Origin of the sequence: Methylomonas sp. MED-D, assembly GCF_050276835.1 — a bacterium.
Taxonomy (GTDB): domain Bacteria; phylum Pseudomonadota; class Gammaproteobacteria; order Methylococcales; family Methylomonadaceae; genus Methylomonas; species Methylomonas koyamae_A.
Genome location: NZ_CP189965.1, coordinates 5,127,562 through 5,150,039, shown reverse-complemented (window position 1 = coordinate 5,150,039; position 22,478 = coordinate 5,127,562). Strand labels below are relative to the sequence as shown.

Sequence of the window (22,478 nt, the reverse complement as noted above, 5' to 3'; positions counted from 1 at the left end):
CCGGTTTCGCCGTGGCGGAACCGGCTTGGGCCGTGCTTAGACTCTGACGTCGATGCCCCCGGTAGGCGCGGCAGCCGATTCCAGCAGTTTCAGCGCGGCCTGGCCTTGTTGCTCTTGCAATTCCTTGGCTTTGTTCAGCACGGCGACTTCGAGTTGTTGGCCGGTTTTTTGGTTGGACAATTGCGTCGCGAACGCGGCGATGGACGGGACGGAATCCAGCATGGCGATACCTCGTTGAGTTGGGGCCGGCGATAGCCGGCCTGTCTGGTTAGCGGACGATGGGCCGAAAACTTGAGGGTTACCCAAATTCAATCCGGCCGGGTTTCAGCCGGCGGGGAAGAAAATTGCCGCCAAGCCGTTCAAGGTTTCCCGGTCGGGTCGGTCGGCGTAGACCGCATGGTCGGGTTGATCCGGGCGCATGCCGCGCACGAACAAATATTTGATGCCGCCGAAATGGCGTTGATAGTCGTAATCCGGCAGGCGTAGTCGTAAATAACGATCCAGCACCACGCTGTACAACCAATATTGCAAACCGTAGTTGTGTTCGCGCATCGCCAACGTGAGCGAGTCGTGGCCGTAATCGGCCAAGGTGTTGGTCTTGTAATCCATCAGAAAATATTGGCCGCCGTATTCGCAAACCAAGTCGATGAAGCCGGTTAGATAGCCGTTCAGACGTTTTGGAGCCAGGGCTTGATAGGTCGGACACCCGGCCAACAGCCGGTTGATGCGGGCGGTATCGATAGGATAGGCTAGCGACAGATAAAACGGCATTTCCTTGATGCAGCGCTCGGCCGGTAAATCCGCTAGCCGAAACCCGCCGTTCGCGGCTAACGGCGTGCTGACTGTCGCCGCCAGCAGTTGGTCAAGCAACTCCGGTTGAGTCAGGTGTAGTCCGTGGCGCAGACAAGCCATGTCGCGCGGCCGGCCCAAATCCGCGCCGGCGGCCAAGGCTTGAAAGCTCAGCGTCTCCAACAAACTGTGTACGACGTTGCCGGTGGCGGCGCCCTTGGGCAGGCCGCCGGCTTCGACGTAGGCGTCGGCCGGTTCGGCGGCCTTGTCGGCCGGCAGTTCCGGAGCGGTATCGTGGCCGGATTCGGCCAACGCGGTATAGCTGCTCATTTGCCACAGGCTACGTAGGTCCCGGGTTTGCCGACGGTATTCCAGTGCGGCAACGGCGCTCGGCCGTTGCGGTCTGGCCGCCGGAATCAAAGTCGCGCCGGCATCGCTTGCCAACAGGCGGTGTTCGAAGCTGGCCGGCTCGGCTTGGGCCAGACCGGCCAAGACTTGCCGTTGACCGGCGAAATCCAGATCGGCGAACTCGAATAAGTAAGCCATCGCCGACTCGTTGGGCCGCTCCTTGCCGCGTACGTCGGCCCAAAACAAATAGCAGCGGTATTTGGCACGGGTGACGGCGACATAAAACAAGCGCAGGTCTTCGGCCAGTTCTTCCCGCAAGGCGAGTTCCCGGCGCCGCTCGAACTCGGCGGAACCCAAATCCGCCATCATCGCGCCGTCTTCGTGGCATTGCACCAGCCAGCGCTCGTTTTTCAGCCGGTCGCTACGCCGCCACAAGTCAGGGCAAAACACTACCGGATATTCCAGACCCTTGGCGCTGTGAGTGGTGACGATCTTGACCGCGTCGGCATCGCTTTCCAGCCGCAATTGCCGATCGTCGCCGTTGTCGCGCTCGGCTTGCAAGATCGCGCGCCGCAGCCAATCCAGGGTTTTGTGGAGCGCCAGATGCTCGTCCAGCGCGGCCTGTTGCAGACGTTCGGCCAGGTGGTGAATATTGGTCAACGCTCGCTCGGCCTGGATTTGTCCGGACAAGCGGGTTTCGACGCCCTCGCGCCGTAGCAGTTGCTGCAGCATCGCCAGCAGCCCGTGGCGTTGCCAGCATTGCAGATAATCCTGAAAGCGATTCATCCAGCCGTCCAGCGCGGTTTCGTCTTGCAACAAGCGGTAAAGCGCCTGACCGGTCAAACCGAACCAGGATACGGTCAGCGCCGATTTCAAGGCTTCCAGCTGGCCGGCTTGCGCCACGGCTTGCAGCACGGCATGTAATTCCAGTGCTTGTTCGGAAGCAAATACCGACTGTTTGCTGTTCAATACGGCGGCGATGCCGGCGCTTTGCAGCGCGGTTTGGTAATCGGCTGCCGCGCGGTTGCTGCGGACCAGCACCGCGATGTCGCCGGCCGCTAATGGGCGAGTTTGGTTGTTTTCGACGATGGTACCGTCCGCCAGCAGCCGACCGATTTCGGCGACGGTCGCGGCGCGCAGCCGTTCGGCCACTTCGCTGGAACTGCCCTGCCGCGCGGTCCAGTGTGCCTGTTTGTCCGAATGTTTATCCAACTGCCACAACACCAGCGGCGCGCCGTCGGCGAGCTTGCCGTCGGCGCTACCTCGGCCGGCCTGGACTGGGTGAAAGTCCAGTTGCTCGAATAAAAACGGTCTTGGCCGTTGAAACAGCCGGTTGACGGCGCCGACCAGATCGGGATGCGAGCGCCAGTTGTGGGATAGTGTGTAATGTTGCGCGGCTTGGCGCTGGGCGGCGAAATAGGAAAAGATGTCTGCGCCGCGAAATTTATAGATGGCCTGTTTAGGATCGCCGATCAAATACAAATACAGATCCGGCGCGCCAAACAGGGTCGAGAAGATTTGCCATTGGTGCAGGTCTGTGTCTTGAAATTCGTCGATCAACGCCGCCGCGAAACGCCGGCGCAATTCGGCGATCAACAATTCGCCGTTGGCGCCGGTCAGCGCGCCGGCCAGCCGGACGATCAAATCGTCGAAAGACATCAAATTGCGCTGTTGCAGCAAGCCGTCCAGCGTGGCGCGTAAATCTGCCAACAGCGCGGCGCGCAGTCCGGTTTGCAGCTGGCCGGCTGCCGCGGCCAAGCCATCGAAAGCCGTCGTATCGACGCCGAGACCGTCCAGATAAGCTTGTTTCTGTTCGGCCGGCGTTTGCGGTTTGGCCTTGCCGGTCTTGAACTTGACGCCGTTCAAACCGCCGAGCAGGGCTTCGCGGGTTAGGCCGTCCAGACTCGGCAGTTCGGCCGCGCGGTCGGCCAGCCAGGTTTTCCAGGCCTCAAAGCGGGCCGGAAAATCGCGGACGAAGCTGGCGCTGAACAGGCCCTCCGGGAAGGCGGTTTGCAGCGTGGCGGCCAGCGTCGCCAAACCGCTGCTGGCGGCGGCAATCGCATTGTCCAGTTCGGCTAGTTGTCTATCCAGATCGGTGTCGGCCGGTTGAAAGGCTTGCTGACCGCCGACCCGGACGACGCTGGCCAGTAGGCTATCCGGCGTCGGAAAAGCACGGGTCAGCACCGCGATTTGCCAGGCAGGCCGGTCGGCGACCCGGCGGCGCCAGAAATCGTCGGCGCATTGCTGTTGCAGTTCGGCGATATCGCCGCTTAATTCGCAATCGAACAACTGGCCGCTGGCCAGCGCGTGCTCGGCTAGGGCGCGCTGGCAGAAGCCGTGGATCGTGAAGATCGCCGCCTGATCGATGTCCAGCAACGCGGCGTCCAGGCGTTGGCGGACGATGTCCGGCGCTAGCCCCAAGCCGGCCAGCCAAGCGGCTATCGTCGAATCGGCGGCGGTTGGGTTCAGTACGGCCTGGCGGGCTTCGGTCAGACGGGCGCGAATACGCTCCTTGAGCTCTTCGGTGGCCGCTTTGGTGAAGGTCACCACCAGTAACTGCTTGATGTCCAGTTCGCGTTCGACCACGAAACGCAATACCAGCATCGCGATCGTGTAGGTCTTGCCGGTGCCGGCGCTGGCCTCCAGCAGATTGATGCCGGTTTTCAACGGCGTGGCGATCGCATCGAAGGCTTCATGCGCCATGCGCGGCCCTCCAGATCGGTTGCAGCCAGTCCCGGCACGCGGTTTCGAAGTCGGCGTCGATTAAGCTGTCCAGGTCGCGGTAAGCCAGCAACTGAGCAATCTCCGGCTCGTAACCCAGCGCGACCGCGTTGACGATTTGGTCCAGCGCGGCCTTGCGCGCTCGCTCGGGTTCGTCGTGCGGCAAGTAGGCCAACGCGGCTTCGCTGAAAAACGCATCCGGCCGACGCCGGCCTTGCTCGAACAGCCCGAGCCAATAGGGTAGTTGGGCGGGATCGGCCAGGTCAGGGGGAAAATGCAATTCGGCGTCGGCGGCCAATAGATAAGTCGATTGCGGCTGCCGGCGATTGATCAGCAGATGATGCAACCAGGCGGCCAGCAGGTCGCGGCCTTTCAGTTTGCTGTAACGGTACAATAATCCGCCGTTTTCGTAGAGATTGCCCAATTTGCCGACCAAGCGTAAATCGCCGACGCTCAACTCCAAATGCTCTGCCGGCAGCGCGGCACCCAAGGCCAGTGCCCGAATCCGCTCGGCGAATTCGGCAACGCCCGGCTCGCGGCGCCGCCAAGCGAGTTCGCCGGGACCTGCCGCCGGCCAGAGGCCCCGGGCTTGCAGCTTGGCCAGCGAAAACGGCCGGCCGGCCAACTCGGCGGCCACCCAGTCCTGAGCGATTTGATAGTCGTCCAGGCCGTCCACCGCGAACGGCTCGCGTTCTTCGGCATCGGCAATCAACACCGGCAGCCTTACGTCCAGTTGCCGGCGCAGAAAATAGCGTTGCGGATGCTGGAAAAAATTCAGTAATTCGGAAATTTCGACGACGGTCAACGGTTCGGCTTCCAATTCGCCCCGCCACCAGGCTTCGGTCGGGCGGCGCTCGCCGCGCAATTGCGCGGCGGTTGCGCAATCGTGGCCGGCGTAGCTGAACAAGGTCGGTTCGGCACCGTTGAAATAGCGCGGACTGAAGGCATGCAGCGGATGACGGACGACCGGATCGGCCAAGCCGTAATGGTCGCGCAACACGTCCAGCAATTCGCTGACGATCGGCGACGGAGGGATTTCGCTGTTGTCGCGTTGCGATTGGCCAACGTAAGTCAGAATCAGCCGGCGCCGCGCCGACAGCAGGATTTCCAGAAACTGGTAGCGGTCGTCGGCGCGCCGGGAGCGGTCGCCGAGGCGGGGATGTTCGGCCAGCAGATCGAAAGTGGGTTGGCGGTCGAGTTTGGGAAATTCGCCGTCGTTCATGCCCAGTAAGGCGATGACTTGACACGGAATCGAACGCATCGGCAGCATCGAGCAGAACGTCAGCTGGCCGCGTAAAAAGCCGTTACCGGACTTGGTTTCGTCGAGGCGTCCGCTCAACCAGGCGACGACGACGCTCAAGGCTACCGGTTGGTCGTGAATGTCGGCCAGTTCGGCGAGTTCGGCCAGCAGATCCTGCAAGGGCTGGCGGTCGGCCGGATCGGCGCCGGCCAGCAGGCGGCCGGCGTAATAATCCAGGGTTTTGCACCATTCGGCCAGCGACTTGGCGGCGGTCAGTTCGTCCCCTGCCCTAAACAGCAGTTTCAGGAAGTCGGCCAGTCCGCCCAGCGCGGCGGCAGAAGCGCCTTCGATGTCCGGGTAAGGCAGAATGCCGTCGATGAACTCGGTGTCGGCGGCCGCGTAACCGACAAACAGCCGCTCCAGACTGGCCTGCCAAGTGTTTTGGGCAATCGCCGGCAAACCTTGGCTCCGTTTGGCCTCGGCCGAGCGCCCCCACCGGACTCGGGTGTCGAGCAGCCAGTGGCGAATCAGCTCCAAATCATTGCCGTCCAGATCGAAACCGGCGGCGATCAATGGTTGTTCCAGTAAATCCAGTACGGTTTGCCAGCCCAGCCGGCTTTGCGATAAGGCCAGAAAGCGGACGAAGGCATCCAGCGCGGCGTTGCTGATTTTCAGGCTACGATCGGCGACGGCGTGCTGAATATCGTCGAAAACCGCGCTGATGAAGGGGGCGTACAGCTGAATGTCCGGCGCCATCACGACAATGTCGCGCAAGGCCAGATCGGCGTCGCTTTCCAGCGCGTCCAGCAATAGATTTTTTAGAACCTGGACCTCGCGCAGCCGCGAGTGGCAGGCGTGTATGCTCAAGCTGGCGTCGGCCGCTTGTGGGCCGGCGGCGCCGGCATTGGCGAGGATGTCGTTTTGCAGGCTGCCCAACAAGCCGGCGGTGTCGGCGCTTTCGAAGCTGCTGGGTTCGAAGGCGAACTCGACTTGTTCCAACAGCATTTGTTGAAATTCGCGGCCTTGCTGCCCCAGCCTGACCAATAAAGGGTGACCGTCGAATTCTTGAAGTTGCGCCAACAGCCGCTTGCCGGGCAGGTCGGCCCAGTAGCCTTGCACCGGATTCAGCAGGTAGAGATGCACGTCGCAATGGCGCGACAAGGCTTGCAAATAGGTCAGTAGCAACGGCGGCAGGCTGTTGACGCCGAACACCGAGACTCGTTCCGGTAAATCATGCTGCCAGGTGCCGGGCGGAGCGGTGTTCAATTTGGCGATCGTTTCCAACCAGTGCTGGCCGCGATGTTTGCCGCCGGCAGCCGAGAGGCGGCGCCACAGTGCGGCTTGCCAACGCTCATTATCGTTGTCGTACAACGTTTGCCGACTTTGCCAGGCGCTCAGTAGGTCGGGTCTGAGCATCTGGTATTGGTCGAATAGCCGGGCCAGTTGCAGTGCGAGTTGGTAGCGTTTCAAATCGACGTTGTCGCCGGCTAGATATTGGCGTGGAGCCTGATAGACTTCGTCGTCGAGATCGCGCAGCAAGGCTTCGAAACGCCACAGCAGGCGTTGGCGGTCGAAATCTGCATCCGGTAGTTGCTCGTGCAGCCGAGCCGCCAGTTCCCCGAAAAACTTGGCTGGAAACAGATAGCGAAAATGGCCCCAGACCTGAAATCGTTCGGCCAGTTGTTGCGACAGCCAGCGTTCCATGCCTTGGCTTTGAATCAGGAAAATTTCCGGAGCGAACGGCGACGCCAGCGGTGCCGCGCCGATGACGGTCGCCAAATGCTCCAGCAGGTTTTCAGTTTTGTTGGAGCTGTGTAGAACGAACATCGGCGGTGGAAAAAATGATTTACAGGCGGCGTAAGCTGGGTAATAGTTTTACAGTAGCGTTTAACCGACAGGAATACAATGAGAAAACTTTTCTGCCTTCTAACCCTGTGTCTGGCCGCCGAGAGCTGGGCCGGCGTTTATAAATGCACCGATGCTTCCGGCCATACCAATTACCAATCCTCGCCCTGCAACGAGGAACACAAGGCCGAGCAGGTCAATACCATCACCGGCGGCAAGGTTGATTTGACCGCCAGCGAGCGTTTGCAGGCCGAGGAAGCCGAACGGAAGAAACAGCAATCCTTGCAGGAACAGGCCGAACAACAGGCCAAGCTGGACGCGATCGTCCAGCGTAAGCAAGACGCCAAGGCGCAAGCCGAATTGACGCAGGCGCTGATCAAGCAGAATCCATTGCAGTTTTCGGCGTTTGCGATTCCGCCTTACGATCCCGAAAAATTGCCGGCTCAGGTCAAGCCCTTCGAAAGCCGATTGCCGGATGTCGAGAAATTCCGTCGGCTAGCCGCGCAAAAAGCCTTGAGTAGCGGCGAGTGTCAACGGGTCGAAGCCGACGAATTGACCGCCAAGAGCAAGCTGGAACAATTGGTGTTTTTGATCAATTGCAGCAGCGGTAAGACCTTTACTTTCACTGAATCGGAATTAAGTCCACCATGACCTCCAGCAAAATCGTGCTGATCACCGGCTGTTCGTCGGGTATCGGCTACAGCACCGCCTATTACTTACGCGAGCGCGGTCACCGGGTAATCTGCTCGGCGCGTAAACCCGAAGATGTCGAACGCTTGCGGTCGGAGGGATACGAATGCCTGCAACTGGATCTGGCCGATTCGGCCAGCATCCAGGTGGCCGTCGCGGCCTTGATAGAACTGACCGGCGGTCGAATCGACGCCTTGTTCAACAACGGCGCGTTTGGCCAGCCCGGCGCGGTCGAGGATTTGAGCCGCGAGGTGTTGCGGCATCAGTTCGAAACCAATTTATTCGGTACTCACGAATTGACCAATCTGATCTTGCCGCTGATGCGCAAGCAAGGCCATGGCCGGATCATTTACAACAGTTCGGTGCTGGGTTTTGTGGCGATGAAATTTCGCGGCGCGTACAACGCCAGCAAATACGCGTTGGAAGGTTTGGCCGATACCTTGAGATTGGAGTTGCGCGGCAGCGGCATTCACATCGTGCTGATAGAGCCCGGTCCGATCAAGAGCAATTTCCGGCAGAACGCTTTCGCGCTTTACCAAAAATACATCGATCCGGAACACAGCGCGCATCGAGACACTTATCTGGCGATGGAAGCCCGACTGCAAAAACAAGGTCCGGCTTCGCCGTTTACATTGCCGGCGACGGCGGTGGCCGAAAAAGTCCGCCATGCGTTGGAGTCTGAAAAGCCGCGCAGCCGTTATCCGGTCACGCTGCCGACCTATGTGTTCGCCTGGTTGAAACGGCTGTTGCCGACGGCTTGGCTGGACCGCTTGCTGGTCAGCGTCGAATAACATTGGTATTTTAAAGGAAATGGCCGTTTTCGAGGTCATTTAGGGGTAATAAACGGGTCGCAAACCGCATGATCTATGCTATTATCCCGGCCCGACATATGGCGGTTAACGCGGTCTATTAACCGGTCTATGTTCTTAATAAAAACAACTGTGAGGTTTATTACATGAAAATTTTCAAAAGTGCTGTTGTCGCTTTCTCCTTGGCTGTCGCGATGGGTTCTTTTTCGACTTCGGCCAGCGCCGAGTCCGACAAAGGCCGGGTTAGTTATAAGCCAATCGACGCGGTCAACATCGTGATCGAGCGCATCAGTGCAGCCGAAGCTGCAATCAACAACGGCGCGGAAGACGCCGAAGTTGCGGCTCTGATCAAAAAAGCCGCTGATTTCTCAGAAGAAATCAACGCCAACGACAAAGTTTCCAGAGAAAACTCCAAAGTCAGGGGTCACCTGAAAGCAGCCATCACTTCCGCGAAATCCGCGAACCTGCAAGAAGCGAAAGAGCATTTGGCAAAAGCTAAAGCCGGTACCGAAGGTCTGAAAAAATTGCTGTAATGTTTTTTAACAGGGTGCCTTCGGCACCCTGTTTTTTATCCCCCGTCGGTTTCGCGCAACGAAAACGGCATCTCCGCCAATTTATTTTCCAGCCAATTCAACGCATCGGCGGCGCTTCTCAACGTAGAAGGGTCCCAGTCGGGTTCGGCGTGTTTTGTCAGTAGGTCCCACCGAGCCAGCAGGTTCTTCAGTTTGCCGGCATTGCTGACGCTGAAATGCCAACGAGCCAGACAAGCGTCATACCAATCGTTTCCGCCACCCACGGCGATTTGCCGACGTAAGCCCTGTAATTGTCCGAGTACGTTCTCGATCATCGGCACTTGAGTGCCTATCCAGCTTTCGACTTGAATTTCGCTAATCGCCGCTATCGATCGACCGGGGTTGTCGGAGACGATTTTCAAGCAATGGATCAATTCGCTGCTGCCGAAGCGGACGGCGGTTTCGTAAAACGCCGACGCTTCCATGTCATATAAGGCGTCTTGGAGGTATGCCGTGTTCGGTTTCGACGAGGTGATCAGGCTGGCGGTCGGGCAGAGAACGTCGAACGGCAACTGCGGAAAGAAACAGCGGCCGGTGTCGGCGTCGACGACCTTGTCGGCCAAACAGACGTGGCCGATCGGATATTCCGGATGACCGGCGACGCCGAGATTAAGCAATACCGGATTAGTTACCGGCCGCAGGGCTAAGGCATACGCCACCGCGCCGGCCATCGCCGTTTTGCCGATACCGCTGACGACCACGGTGCCGGCAGGGCCGCTGTACATCGAAAATGCCGAACTGTCGGAAGTCTTTTTCAGACTCCAGGCGCGGATCAGCGGTTTGGCTTCGCAGGCGAGCGCGGTAAAAACAAAGCGGTAAGGTGCAGAGTGGGTCACATTTTTCGAGAAAATTATCTTTATTAATTAACAGATTGTTGAAGCTTATTAATAACTCACTTAAATTTAGACTTCGTCAATTTGAAAAGGAGACGTACCGTGATCGCATCCCATTCGTCAGTGACCGAAACCACATCCACCCATCTGCACTGGGTTGAAGCCCTGCGCGAGGAACGTAGCGCGCTTTGGTCCCTGTATTGCCAAATCGCGGAAATGAAACCTTTCAGCGACGCTGGTCAGGTTAGGCCGATGCTATCCCAATTTTCGCAACTGCTGATCGATTACGTGTCGCTCGGTCATTTTGGGATCTACGAGCACGTATTGAGCGACGCTGAAGGTGCGTCGGAATTGCTGTCTTACGCAGGTAAGATTTATCCGGTGTACTCGAATACCACCGAGTCGGCGGTGACGTTCAGCGAACGCTACGACGACGGTCGGCGCAATTTCAAGACCGACGATTTAGCCAGCGACCTGTCCAAACTCGGCGAACATCTAGCCGAGCGGATGGAACTTGAAGACCGGCTTTGTTCTATGTTGCTGCATTGACCGATCTTCGCTACCGCCGATCCAACGCCGGCGGCAAGCTATTTCGGTTCATCGCCCGAGGTGCCGGAAGCCGAACCGCTGGCACCTTTGACGAACAAGTCTTTCATTCGGCTGAAGGCCGCCAGCAGAGTTTTATCCATTACCACTTGATTGCCGATCGAAACGATGACCCTGGCCAGTTCCGGTATCCGGGTTTTGGTCGCCAACATATAAATCGGCTGCACATACAATATCGAATTGCCCATCGGCAATATCACCATACGGCCTTTCCGAACTTCGGAGCCTTGTTGGTTCCATAGCGTGAATTGGGCGGCGATTTCCGGATTTTGGTCGATCAGCGCATTGACCTGGGATGGACCGTTGACCTGGACCGCTTTGGGAAACTTGAATATCGTCAAGCCGGGTTGGTAGCTGTGATCGCAATTGATCGGGTCCATCGTGCCGGCAACGCCTACCATGCTCAAATTGTCTCTGTGCACCGGCGTCATTGGATTGATCATGACGAATTCTTCTTCGTCGTTACAGCGGTCGAAGTCCATCGTAATGAAATAAGGCAACACCGATTGGCCGTCCACGCTAGCGTATTCCCAGGTTTCGGCCTGCTCGTAGAAAAGCTCCGGGCTGCGCTGATGATACTTTGCGTAGATCTTCATCTGCATGTAGTACAGATCGCGCGGATAACGCAAATGTTGCAGCAGTTGGTCCGGCATATCCTTGAGCTTTTTGAATAGCCCTGGATATGCCCGATTATAGGCGGCGATAATCGGATCTTTGGGATCGGAGATGTAGTAATCGACGTCGCCGTCATAGGCGTCGACAACGATTTTCACCGAATTGCGAATGTAATTGAATTTATGCTTGCCGTCCAAATAATCGTCGGCGGCCGGCTTGGAGACCGGATAGTAATTGGATAGCGTGTAAGCGTCCTGAATCCAATAGAGCCGGTCTTTGTCGACGACCAGATAGGGATCTTTATCCAGATGCAGGAACGGTGTCAGCGCGGTAATCCGCTCGTCGATATTGCGGCGGATCAACACCTTGCTTTGGTTGGAAATGTTCGGCGAGAAAAAGATCTTTTCGTCCCGCAAATAAAACGCCAGCAACATTTTCCGAAAATACGATGGAATCGGGATGCCGGATTTGCCTTCGTAGTTGCTGCTGTCGCGCGAGCTGGAAATGTCCTTGACCGTTAAATTGTTCGGTACGATCGCGTATTGATACTTTTCCTGACCGTAGTAAATATCCGGGTGCGTGACCGAGAAGCCAACTTCGGAACTCATGTTCAGGTCGCGCAAATACCAAACGATAGGGATGCCGGCATCTTGAGCGGCCGGCGAAATCACCGCGCCATAACCGTGCGTATAGCGCAAGTGTTTGTTTTCCCAGTTTTGCGCTTCCTTGGGCAGGCGTTCGATATTGACCTCGCGTGCGGCCAGATTGACTTGTTGATGATGGCCGTTGATGAAATATCGATCCTCGTCAACGGTCGGAAACACGTAATACGGCCGTATGCCTTGCAATTGCATGTAACTGTCGATCAAAAATTCGCGGTCCCAAACCGGAATATTTTCGAAATGTTTTTTGGTCGACCACTCTTCGATGTCCTTGGTGGCGTCCAGATTGACCTGAAAATCGATAGTTTTGATATTGTTCAGGTCGTATGCCGCCAACGTGGCGTCGATGTTACTCAACATCGATTCGCTTTCGGTACGCGTAAAATTGGGCTTGACGATGAATTTCTCGATCATCTCGGGAATAGAATGCGTGTGTTTCAATCCGCCCACGCTCAGTAAACCCAAGGTCGCCAGCACCGCCGGCACCTTGCTGCGATGGCGTTCGGAAAACACGTAGAACAGCGCGGCCGCGGCGATCGCTACCACGAAGAAGATTTCCAGCCAGATCAGCGGCAGCTGATAGTGCAACTCAACGAAGCCGGGGCCGAAAAACACCGGTTCGTTGCTGTCCACGTACAGTAGCGAGAAACGCTCCAGCAAATATCCCCAGATCACGAAAGCAACGACGAACAGGAACAGTGCGCCCAGATGGATTTTCGCGCCAAGCGGGAATTCCTTGCTCTGGTTGGGAACGAAGATGTGCTCCAGCCAATAGAGCACGCCGGTGGCCGCCAACACTAGAGTGGCGGTGATCAGCAACTCTTTCTGAATCAGTATGTAGATCGGGTAGGCAAACATGTAAAAGCTGACGTCGTTGCCGTAAACCGGATCGATGACGCCCGACGCGTTGCCGAAAAAAAACAGCAGGGCTTGTTCCCATTGCAGATAGAACGGTACGGCGATCGCGATCGCCAGTAGCAGGGATACCGGCGTGTAGATCTTGGTCGAGCCGCTCATGAAGATCTCGGCGAAGCGTTGGAAGCGCTTACGTTTGCCGTCGTCGAGCAGCACCTCGTCGGGTGGATTTAGGCCCAGGTAGCGGGAGGCGATCCAGAAATGGAACATGAAGACGGCGAAGAAGAATACCGTCACGGCACCGGAGAAGATGAAGCGATAAAGTAATCTCAGCCAAAAATAGGGTTCGAATTCCAGCGAACGAAACCACCACAAATCGACAAAAAAATCGAGAAACACGAAGTAAAACGCGACGTATGACACGACAACGGCGACCAAGGTCGCCGCCACGAACGCGGGTAACAGTTTCCAGTTACGCATAATTTCCTCTTTGCTTAGATTCCGGCACCGCCGCGATGGGCGCTTTGCCGCGCGGCCGGTGATTAGAGATCGCCCCCAGCCGAGCATTCTAACACCCAAATCCGGATTGTGACCTTTCGCGGTAAGGGACTCGGTTGGCGTAATAGGGCGTTGTTTAGGGGTAGGAAAAAGAGTATGGTCGGCGTCAATAACGAGAGCTTATCGATTAAGCCAATCACAACGAGGAAGGGGGGAACTCATGGGTACATCCATGTCTATCGACGCCGGCAGACGCCGGTTTTTAAAGTATTCCGCCCTGGGCGGTGCGTGGGCGGCTTGTCCGCGATGGGTGAGTGCCGAGACGCTTCGAAATGCCCCGACGGCCGGTTTCCATCCGGACGTCGAGCTGGACTTCACGGCCAAGCTCGCTCGGGTCGAGATATTGAACCAAGGACCGGCGACGGCGGTACAGAAATTTTTCGGCACTGTGCGCAAGGGCCCGGCGAATAGCCTCGTGCAATTGCCCAACAACTACCTTGGGCCGATTTTGAACCTCCAGCAGGGCCAGAAAGTACGGGTTTATTTCACCAATCAGCTTAGCGAGGCCACAATCATACATTGGCACGGCTTGCATGTTCCGCAAAGCAGCGACGGCCACCCGATGTATACGATAGCGCCGGGCGAGCAGTATGTGTACGAGTTCGAAGTACGTAACCCGGCCGGCACCAGTTTTTACCACTCGCACGCGCATAATCTGACCGCCGAGCAGGTCTATCGGGGATTGTCGGGGTTGATCGTGGTCCGGGACGTCGAGGAAGCCAAGCTGGATTTGCCGGAAGGAGACTACGACCTACCGCTGGTGATACAAGATCGAAGCTTCGACAACCGCAACCAGCTCCGTTATGTACACGGCATGCCGCAACGGATGATGGGCTTTCTCGGCGATACGATTCTAGTCAACGGCAAGCCGAACGCCGGGTTTCAAGTCAAATCCAGGGCCTATCGGTTCAGGGCCTTGAACGGGTCCAATTCCCGAATTTATAAGCTGGGCTGGGACGACGGCACGCCGCTGACCGCCATCGCTACCGACGCCGGTTTACTGGCCCGGCCGGAAACCCGGCCTTATCTGATGTTGGCGCCGGGCGAGCGTATCGATTTGTGGCTGGACTTCAGCGGCCGCGCGGTCGGATCGAAATTGACGCTATATAGTCTGCCGTACAGCGGGGCGATGCCGGCGATGTACGAACGGATGGGGCACGGAGGCATGATGCACGGCGGTATACACCAAGGCGCTAAATTTCCAATCGCGGTATTTGAAGTTACCGAAAAAGTCTCCGATTCGCCGAAATTGCCGGAAAAACTGGTGCCGTTCCGGCGCTTGACCGCCGCCGACACCGACAATGCCGATAGCCCGCTGCCGATCGCGCTTTCGATGCAGCCGATGCGGCCGCTATTGAACGGCATGTCGTTTGCGATGGACAGGGTCGTGGAAGCCGAGAAAGTACCGTTGGGATCGATCAAGAAGATCCGGATTTTTCACGACCATTCCCGCGGCGGTCACCGTGGCGGCATGGGTATGATGGGCGGTATGCGGCATGGAGGCGACGCAGACCCGAACCCCGAGCATGATATGGGGGGAATGGGAGGAGCGATGATGAATATGGCCCATCCGATTCATCTACACGGCCAGCAATATCAGATTCTGTCCCGACATGCCGCCGATACCGATGGCTACGCCAGCGTCAAGGACGGATTTATCGACAGCGGTTGGAAAGATACGGTGCTGGTGATGCCGGGAGAAGTCGTGGAAATCGCCAAACCGTTTCAGGATTATAAAGGCTTGTTTCTTTACCACTGCCATAACCTCGAGCACGAGGATTTGGGGATGATGCGGCAGTTTTACGTTTATTGAAGCGGGAGCGGCTCCGAGCGAGGCGCTCGGAGCCGTGCAGCATTATTTTTTGGCGAACATCGACAGGATGCGTTCGCGGTTGATGTAAGCCGCGTACAGCAAGCCGCCAAGCAGAATACCGTTAAACAGTTGACCGAAGAACGACGTGTCCGAGCCGGTCGGTTGCGCCGTTGCGTCGGTTTTCGGCGCTACCGGCGGGGGCGGCACGAAAGCGGCCTGCTTTTTAGTGGTGATTTCCGGCAAGCCTAAACTTTTCCAGGCGTCGTAATCTTGCCAGGCCGGAAATTTGCCTTGCCAGAATTCCTTGGTGAAATAAGGCGCCAGACTCATGCCGTGAACTTTGGGTATGCCCCGTTCGTCCATGAACCCTTTGTAGACGACCAAGCTGATGTCGCCGCCCTCGCCCATGCCGTTGGTCGTGAACGATTTTTCGACGTGGTCGTGGAACATCCACACGCCTTGACCGAAGCTATTCAGGCCGTCGTCGACGCCGTTCAGTTCCAAATCCAGACGCTGCGCCGGCACCATGCCGTGTACGTCGCGTTTGATGTAGGAAGACGGGCCGTTATCGACGCCGTCGTAGTGCGTCACCATCGGCTTGTGGCCGTGTATGTGCAGCGCGAAGGCTTCTTCATGACCGTTGAGAACCCGCAGTTTCACCTTTTTGTTTTCTTCCATCAGAATCAACGATTCCCGCAAGGTGTACGGAAACGAGCGGCCGTTCAGCATGAAGTAATCCGGCTTGGCATCGGTGATGTCGTATTCCTGATTCAAGCGGCGCGCCAATAGGCGCGGATCATTGGCCGACCGAGCCATTTCGTGCAATTCCTTGTCGGCGGACTGGTAGTGTAAGTCGTATTCGGCCGCGTACTTTTCCTTGACGGCGACCGAAGGATGGCGAACCTGGCCGTTGCCGACGTTGAAAACTTGCACCCAGTTGTTCGGCCGGTTTTCCTCGACGACGAAAATGCCTTGCAAGCCCATCGGAATGTGGACATGCGGCTGGACGTGGCAGTGGTAATACATCGTGCCGGGTTGGCGCGGCTTGATCACGTAAGTTTTGCTTTGGCCGGGCAGCACGTCCATTTGGCTGGTTTGACCGACGCCGTCGTTGCCTTCGCCGCTATGATCCATGTAGGGATGGTCGATGCCGTGCAAATGGATGGAGTGCGGAAAGTAATGATTGTTTTCCAGTACGATCCAGACAATGTCGCCCTGCTCGACCCTTATGGTTGGCGAGGGTGCTCTGAGCAAAGGGTTGGCGATGGGTTCGTAAAGACTCAGCGTCGACATGTCGCGAGTTTTCGGCGCGAATACCCAGAAGGTCGGTTGAATGCCGGGCGCGATGTCGAAAGTGGTGGTCGGTTCGCGCATGTCGGGCGAATGGCCGTTCAGTTCGGCGATTTCCAGCTTGATGATGTAATGGTCGGGATCGCCGTCGCCGTCCATATCGTTGCTGACAGTCAGCGCGTCGGCGGCCAACTGTGTTTCCATCAGCGTCGCCATCGATATATTGTTGGTGCCTTTGACGAAGGCCGCGACCTCGGCGGGATTATCTGGGTTACACATCCGTGATTCTTGTATTTCCACACCGTCGATCACTTGCGCGTCACGCCATTTGGCATCGGTAAATTCCGAACAAACTTCCTCTGCCGCACCCAATTTAACGCTGGTCGAGCTCGGCAGCTTGTCGGCGACCGCTAGGGCAAGCGGAGACAACGGCAGCAGCAGAGCCCCACACAGCATGGGGATAACCTTTTTATGCATAGAAAAACCTCATAAAGCAGACGACTATCTAGCCACCCGGGTGGCGGCCAAGAACATTAGAAAAGCGCGATACTGTAACCAGAACCCATAGGCAAAGTACAGCAATTCTTTATTACCGGAGCCGCTTGGATAGATGCGGTTTTCGCAAACCAAACAATGCCCTTTATAATTCCACGACGCTAGCAAATTACTAGCCGATCCGGCCTTCTTCACTGATTTCATCGCTATCATGCCCAGCTCCAGAATCCTGCTGTTCCTATTGTTGATACTTGCCGTTCACGGCGGTTACGACTGGTTGTCCAATCGCCCGCAAGACGCGGGTATCGACGTGCCTTCCGGCAAACTGCGCAGTTTGTCGTTCGCGCCATTCCGCGAGGGCTATAGTCCACTCGAGGAGATTTATCCGCTCGCCGAACACGTCGAAGAAGATTTGCAGGTGGTGGCCGATAAGACCGAAACCATCCGCACCTATTCGAGTCTGGGCGGTTTGCAGCCGACGCCGGATTTGGCCCGCAAATCCGGCTTGAAAATGATACAAGGCGCCTGGATAGGCGGAGGTTATAAGGATAACCGCAAGGAAGTCGATGCTTTGATCCAATCCGCCAACGCCAATCCGGATGTGGTGAAACGGGTGATTGTCGGTAACGAGGTGCTGCTGCGCGGCGAGTTGGACGTGGATCGGCTGATCGGCTACATCCGCGAGGTGAAGCGGGCGGTCAAGCAACCGGTGTCTTACGCCGATGTGTGGTCGATGTATATGAAGCATCCCAAGTTGTTCGCCGAGGTGGATTTCATCACCATCCATATTTTGCCCTATTGGGAGGACGAGCCGATTTCGGTCGATAACGCCTCCCAGCATTTGGAAAAGATCGTTCGCCAAGTCGAAAACGAAGCGCGCGGCGTGGCACCGGGCAAGCCGATATTAATTGGCGAGTCGGGCTGGCCCAGCGCCGGGCGGCAACGGGGCATGGCGGTACCCGGCGTGGTCAACGAAGCCAAGTTCATTCGCGGCATGATACAGGTCGCCAATCGGCACGGCTTCGACTACAACATCGTGGAAGCCTTCAACCAACCCTGGAAAAGCGAGCTGGAAGGCGTGGTCGGCGCCAATTGGGGTTTGTTGTCGGTCGATAGGGAGCCGGTGTTTCCGTTGACCGGACCGGTTTACGAAAACCCGGATTGGCCGATTACTTATGCGCTCGCCTCGTTATTGCTGCTGTTGGCGGCTGGGCTTTTTCGAAATTCACTGGCGACGTTGCCTATTAGTCGCTTGATTTTGTTTTTGGCGTTGGCCCAAGTGTTTGCCGCCTGTTTGGTGGGTTTGGCTGATTTTCTTTGGTATACCAGTTATAGCGTTTGGCAACGCGCCTATACCGTGGTTATCACGCTTGCCAATACCGGTTTGGCGGCCGCGTTGTTACATCGTTGTTCGGCGATTTTACGCGATAAAGCCGGCGATTTCGGAATGGCCAATATCTTGCGCACCGCGTATATGCTGTTTATCGGTTTGGCGTTCTATAAAACATACGGTTTGGCTTTTCACGGCCGATATTTGAGTTTTCCAATCGAACAGTTTGCAATACCCGCGCTCGGTATCCTGGGCTTGATGGCTTGTCAGTGGCTGGCGCACGGGAAGATCAATGGTCAGCTGTTGTCTTTCGATCAATTAATCGGTTGGAATTTAGGTCGTCGGCGCGATCCGCTGATTGCGTATTTCCTGACGTTAGCCTGTTTGGCGATGGTCTTCGGAGAAGCTATGGCCTTCTTGGGCGGCCGAGATTTTATCCAGGCCCATCCTGGATTGTCCGCCGGTTTACCTGTGGCGCTGGAATATACCTTATATAACTGGCAACTCTTGAGTTGGTTGGGTTGCTTGGTGACGTTGTCGTTGCCGTTCTGGACTAATCGTAACAGCGCGGAACGAAATTGATTCCGGCGCGGCTCCATGCTTGAGTTTCTTTTGTCGCGGATTGAGTGACAGTTTGCCGCGCGGCAATTTGTCACATTTTCAAATCGAGCGGATGCCAATAAACTATGTGCAACTCTTGTATGCGCTCCCTCTCCTAAAGGGTAAAGAGTTTAATATCCTTCCTCAATGCGGCCTCTGTGCCGCATCTTTTTTTGGACGAGGTTACTTATGGAACGGAACTTTTGCTCTACTAAGTCCGCGTTTGTTCATCCCAACGAGTTAAATCGGCGGACGGCTTTCCATGAAGCGGGGCATGCCGCTGCGATACATTTAGGCAACCGCCAAAAACAATTACCCCCAGTATTTTTCGAAATCCAACTTAAACGTCCCAGCCTCGATAGTCGATACTTTACCGCCAAAGTCGTCGATGGCAATTTAATTCAAAATTTGCCGATAGCGGTGCTGGAAAGTTTCGCCACATTTTCCGACGAACCCTATCAGCATAGTTGTCAAAGGGCTTACGAAGCCGATGTCGTCAACTTATTGGTCGGGCCTTTGGCCGAAGCTAAATATGTGGCTATTCGAGACGACGAGGTTTTCAACCTGGGTCTAATGAGTTTTGAAGCCCTACATAATTACGGCGGTTACAGCGACTTGGAAAAAGCCGAAGGGTATTTGGAATGTTTCATCGCTTCCAAAGCTCAGCGCGAAGAAAAAATGCAGGAATTGCTGGAACAGGCTTTCCGTTTCGTCGAAAACTCCTGCCATTGGCAATGTATATTAAGTTTGGCGAATTTTATCCTGGATAGTCAGCAGGAAGTCATTTCCTGTGACGAGGCAATCGGTATTTTCGATCGTTGCTTGGAGCCGGTGGCTCTATTTCAAAAGTTTACGAGAACGGTAAGTTACGCGTAATCGTTATTGCCACCGAATTTAGCCGTTTTGTCGAAACAAACAAGTCGATTCGGTTAGTTGTCAATCTCGGCCGCATACACCGTGCATCGGTTGCGGCCCAAGCGTTTTGAATGGTACAAGGCCTTGTCGGCTCGGACAAAGACATCGTCGTGCGTATCGTCGTTGTCGAATGCGCTAATACCGCAGCTTAACGTCAGATCGATTTGCTCGCCGTTGGAATTAAAGCCGCATCCTTGAATCATTTTCCGCAAATGCTCGGCGACTTCCAGTGCTTGCAGCGCGCTGGTGTTGGGCATCAACATCACGAACTCTTCGCCGCCATAGCGCGCCACGAAATCGGTTTCGCGACAATTGTTAGCCAGCAATTGACCAACCAGGGTCAGGGTTTTGTCGCCGGCTTTGTGTCCGTAAGTATCGTTGATGCGCTTGAAATAATCGATATCCCAAATCACCAGAGACAACGGCGAACGATAGCGGCGCCACCGGTTTTGCTCCATTTCGGCCCGGTTATTGTAGGCGGCGCGGTTCGGTAGCCCGGTCAACGGATCGCCCAAGGCGCGGTCGTGTTCAATTTTCAGTTTGGTCCGCAGCGATTCGGTTTCCGATTCCAGTTCCATCAGCTTGAGTGCCATCGTCTCAATCTTCAGCTGGGCTTCTTGTTGTCTGGCATCTTCTTGCTGTTTGTGTTCCAACAGTTGTAGTAACAGCCTATCCAGATGTTCGCCGGTCTTGCTTTTGACGCTGCTCAATTCGTCGACAGAACGCATCGTATCCTGAAAATCGTGAACTTGGCGTTGTATCGAATGATTCAACGAGTCGCGACTATCGATCGACAGTCGATTTGCTTCGCTGGCGATTTCAGCTTGTTGCTCGATCTCGATCAATTGATTGCTCAAATCGGATAAGAACGCATCAACGCCGGATTGTTCGGAGACGGTAAAATCCCGAACGTTCAACAACAGGCTGAAGGCCGAATCGATGACTTTTCGATAGGATTGTTCGCCGTCGCGTTCTCGAATGCGTTGCCGCAATGACGTGGTATGTTGCTGGAAGCGTAGCGGTACTTCGGATTCGGCGAGCAGTTCGTCCAGGCGGTTTAATAGATAATCGTCCTGGGCGGCTGGGTAGGTTTGCGTTTCCGGTTTGACGTCCTGTTTGGTTTTGGAAATATGTAGCAGGGTTTTGGAAACCGAGTGTAAGTCGCCGACCAAATCGTTCAAATTGGCGCCGTTTCTGAGCTTGCCGCCTATCGTCACCAAATGGGGTTCCAATAATTTGTGGCTGCCCTGGCTAAATATCAGCAGTTGCAACACCAATTTGTACAAAAACTTTTCGATGTCGGCCGGTTTGGCGTACGGGGACATGACTTCCATTTAATAAATCCCGATTATGCGACTATGCAACGATTTCGGCCGTTCTGTTTGGCTTGATATAAACCTTTATCGGCCCTGTCGAAGATGGTTTCTTGGGTGTCGTTGGCGGCAAATTGACTGATGCCTCCGGAAATCGTGATCGCCAAACGGTTACCGTTCGCTACGAAGCCGCTGTTGCCGACGATGGCCCGCAATTTTTCGGCGACCGACAATGCCGCTTGGGCATCGGTGTCCGGCAACAGCATCACGAATTCCTCGCCGCCGAAGCGGGCAACGAAGTCGCTTTGCCGACAGTGTTTGGATAACAGTTTGGCGATGGCTACCAAGGCCTTATCGCCGGATTTGTGGCCGTAGGTGTCGTTGATGGCCTTGAAAAAGTCCACGTCCCAGACGATCAACGAGAACGCCTGAAGAGTGCGGCGATAACGCGCGATTTCGAGGTCAATCCGTTCTTCGAACGCAAGCCGGTTTGCCAAACCGGTCAACGGATCCCGCGTGGCGCGGTGTTGCGCTTGGTCCAAGCGTTCCCGCAATTCGCCGGATTCCGCTTCCATGTCTTTCAATTTTTCCGTTAACACGCGCAATTCGCGGTCGACTTTTTCGCGTTCCTGCTGTTCCAGTTGATTGTGAGCTTGGATTTGTTGGCTAATGGTCTGCAAGCGGCTATTGATCAACTGTTTGAGGGGTTCGAGCTGGGTGGCGTTGGCCGATTGCGTTTGCAAATCCACCAGTTGATCCGAGACCGTGCGATCCAGCAGGTTACGTTTTTTGGCCGAAGATTCGTTAGCCAGATTGACGCCGATGGCCTTGATGCCCAGCTCGGTCAATTGTTCGGTCAATTTCGACAGAAACGCCGCCATTTCCAATTGCTCGGCTTCCATGTATTTTTTGATGGTGAGCAATAACGCCACGGTGTCGTCGAAAATGGGTCCCAATGACTGGTTTTCGTTCAGACGGTGCTTGAGTTGCGCCGATTTCTCGGCGAATTGGGTTGGAATATCGATGCTTTCAAGCAGTCTCATTAACTGCAGATTGATGGCCTTCTTGTCGATCTCGGCGAAATCCAGCGCCAAATCGATACTGTTGGCCGATTTGTCCTGGTCGATCAACTCCAGCAGCGCCATGTACAGCGCTTGATTATTGGCGAATTGCCGGTTTTGGTAGCGTTGCTGTATATCTTCGAACTGGTCTGGCCATTGCGGATACAGCTTGCCCAGAAATTCGAACAGCAATGTGGAATCGAGCGGATGATTGGCGCCATCGTCTTCCAGCATGATCAAGGCACTGGAGAACGCGGTCAGTTCCTTTTGCAGCAACTGGCTTTGCAAGCCATTTTTCAGTAGGTTGCGTATCCGGTTTAAGTGGGGGTCCAATTGGCGATTGAGACCCTTAACCGCCAACGCGAAACGGACGATGGTTTTACAAAGCAGATCTTCGTTGGCCTTGTACTGTTTTTCGGTTTTTTCCTGGTCTTCAAGCAGGTGGAAGTACTTTTCCTTCCACTGTTCCTGCCCGTCATCCTTGTTCCTGAAAAAAACCATGAAACATGCCCCAAAAT

General features: G+C 55.8%; 15 protein-coding genes. 7 read left to right on the top strand and 8 right to left on the bottom strand.

All coding sequences use genetic code 11. From position 1 onward, the window contains the following. Positions 1 to 36 precede the first annotated feature (36 nt). The 3 genes from ACQE3E_RS22980 to recC all read right to left on the bottom strand — a co-directional run bounded on the left by ACQE3E_RS22980 (position 37) and on the right by recC (position 6,925). Positions 37 to 222: a YjfB family protein gene (locus ACQE3E_RS22980; protein WP_313730926.1), complete on the bottom strand. Its 186-nt coding sequence runs from the start codon at positions 220 to 222 to the stop codon at positions 37 to 39. A 102-nt stretch (positions 223 to 324) separates the two neighbouring features. Beyond that, entirely contained in the window at positions 325 to 3,840 is a 3,516-nt protein-coding gene (recB, locus tag ACQE3E_RS22975; protein ID WP_427501124.1) for an exodeoxyribonuclease V subunit beta, read from the bottom strand. Beyond that, positions 3,830 to 6,925, bottom strand: a complete 3,096-nt coding sequence (gene recC, locus ACQE3E_RS22970) for an exodeoxyribonuclease V subunit gamma (RefSeq protein ID WP_313730928.1) — start codon at positions 6,923 to 6,925, stop codon at positions 3,830 to 3,832. Before recC ends, recB begins: the two co-directional genes overlap by 11 nt. Before the next feature lie 78 nt (positions 6,926 to 7,003). On the opposite strand from recC, the gene ACQE3E_RS22965 reads away from it, so the two are divergent. The 3 genes from ACQE3E_RS22965 (at position 7,004) to ACQE3E_RS22955 (ending at position 8,975) form a co-directional block, all read left to right on the top strand. Then, positions 7,004 to 7,594: a DUF4124 domain-containing protein gene (locus ACQE3E_RS22965; protein WP_064031464.1), complete on the top strand. Its 591-nt coding sequence runs from the start codon at positions 7,004 to 7,006 to the stop codon at positions 7,592 to 7,594. Further along, a complete protein-coding gene (locus ACQE3E_RS22960; RefSeq protein ID WP_064031463.1) occupies positions 7,591 to 8,424 on the top strand; it encodes an SDR family oxidoreductase in 834 nt (277 codons plus the stop codon). The genes ACQE3E_RS22965 and ACQE3E_RS22960 overlap by 4 nt, the downstream gene beginning before the upstream one ends. Before the next feature lie 164 nt (positions 8,425 to 8,588). After that, positions 8,589 to 8,975 (top strand): hypothetical protein, encoded by a 387-nt coding sequence (locus tag ACQE3E_RS22955; RefSeq protein ID WP_064031462.1) that lies wholly within the window; start codon positions 8,589 to 8,591, stop codon positions 8,973 to 8,975. A 35-nt stretch (positions 8,976 to 9,010) separates the two neighbouring features. Here the strand turns inward: ACQE3E_RS22955 and ACQE3E_RS22950 are convergent, their stop codons facing one another. Further along, on the bottom strand, positions 9,011 to 9,850 hold the full coding sequence (locus tag ACQE3E_RS22950) for a hypothetical protein (RefSeq protein WP_313730929.1): 840 nt from the start codon (positions 9,848 to 9,850) through the stop codon (positions 9,011 to 9,013). Positions 9,851 to 9,949: 99 nt separating this feature from the next. Here ACQE3E_RS22950 and ACQE3E_RS22945 point away from each other — a divergent pair, with 99 nt between their 5' ends. Beyond that, positions 9,950 to 10,396 carry an Rsd/AlgQ family anti-sigma factor gene (locus ACQE3E_RS22945; RefSeq protein ID WP_254786882.1) on the top strand — a complete coding sequence of 149 codons (447 nt, stop codon included), beginning with the start codon at positions 9,950 to 9,952 and terminating at the stop codon, positions 10,394 to 10,396. Positions 10,397 to 10,434: 38 nt separating this feature from the next. Here the strand turns inward: ACQE3E_RS22945 and ACQE3E_RS22940 are convergent, their stop codons facing one another. Beyond that, a complete protein-coding gene (locus tag ACQE3E_RS22940) occupies positions 10,435 to 13,065 on the bottom strand; it encodes a UPF0182 family protein (RefSeq protein ID WP_313730930.1) in 2,631 nt (876 codons plus the stop codon). Between the two features lie 250 nt (positions 13,066 to 13,315). Between ACQE3E_RS22940 and ACQE3E_RS22935 the strand changes: the two genes are divergently transcribed. Next, positions 13,316 to 14,956: a multicopper oxidase family protein gene (locus ACQE3E_RS22935; protein ID WP_427501123.1), complete on the top strand. Its 1,641-nt coding sequence runs from the start codon at positions 13,316 to 13,318 to the stop codon at positions 14,954 to 14,956. 42 nt (positions 14,957 to 14,998) lie between these two features. Here ACQE3E_RS22935 and ACQE3E_RS22930 read toward each other — a convergent pair whose 3' ends face one another. Then, a complete protein-coding gene (locus tag ACQE3E_RS22930; RefSeq protein WP_064031459.1) occupies positions 14,999 to 16,723 on the bottom strand; it encodes a multicopper oxidase domain-containing protein in 1,725 nt (574 codons plus the stop codon). 229 nt (positions 16,724 to 16,952) lie between these two features. On the opposite strand from ACQE3E_RS22930, the gene ACQE3E_RS22925 reads away from it, so the two are divergent. Together ACQE3E_RS22925 and ACQE3E_RS22920 are read left to right on the top strand one after the other, a co-directional pair. Continuing rightward, positions 16,953 to 18,653 (top strand): exo-beta-1,3-glucanase, encoded by a 1,701-nt coding sequence (locus ACQE3E_RS22925; protein WP_313730933.1) that lies wholly within the window; start codon positions 16,953 to 16,955, stop codon positions 18,651 to 18,653. Between the two features lie 207 nt (positions 18,654 to 18,860). Then, entirely contained in the window at positions 18,861 to 19,547 is a 687-nt protein-coding gene (locus ACQE3E_RS22920; protein WP_064031456.1) for a hypothetical protein, read from the top strand. Positions 19,548 to 19,600: 53 nt separating this feature from the next. Here the strand turns inward: ACQE3E_RS22920 and ACQE3E_RS22915 are convergent, their stop codons facing one another. Together ACQE3E_RS22915 and ACQE3E_RS22910 are read right to left on the bottom strand one after the other, a co-directional pair. Beyond that, entirely contained in the window at positions 19,601 to 20,920 is a 1,320-nt protein-coding gene (locus tag ACQE3E_RS22915; RefSeq protein ID WP_313730934.1) for a GGDEF domain-containing protein, read from the bottom strand. A gap of 14 nt (positions 20,921 to 20,934) precedes the next feature. Further along, positions 20,935 to 22,461 carry a GGDEF domain-containing protein gene (locus ACQE3E_RS22910; RefSeq protein ID WP_313730935.1) on the bottom strand — a complete coding sequence of 509 codons (1,527 nt, stop codon included), beginning with the start codon at positions 22,459 to 22,461 and terminating at the stop codon, positions 20,935 to 20,937. Between the last annotated feature and the right edge of the window lie 17 nt (positions 22,462 to 22,478).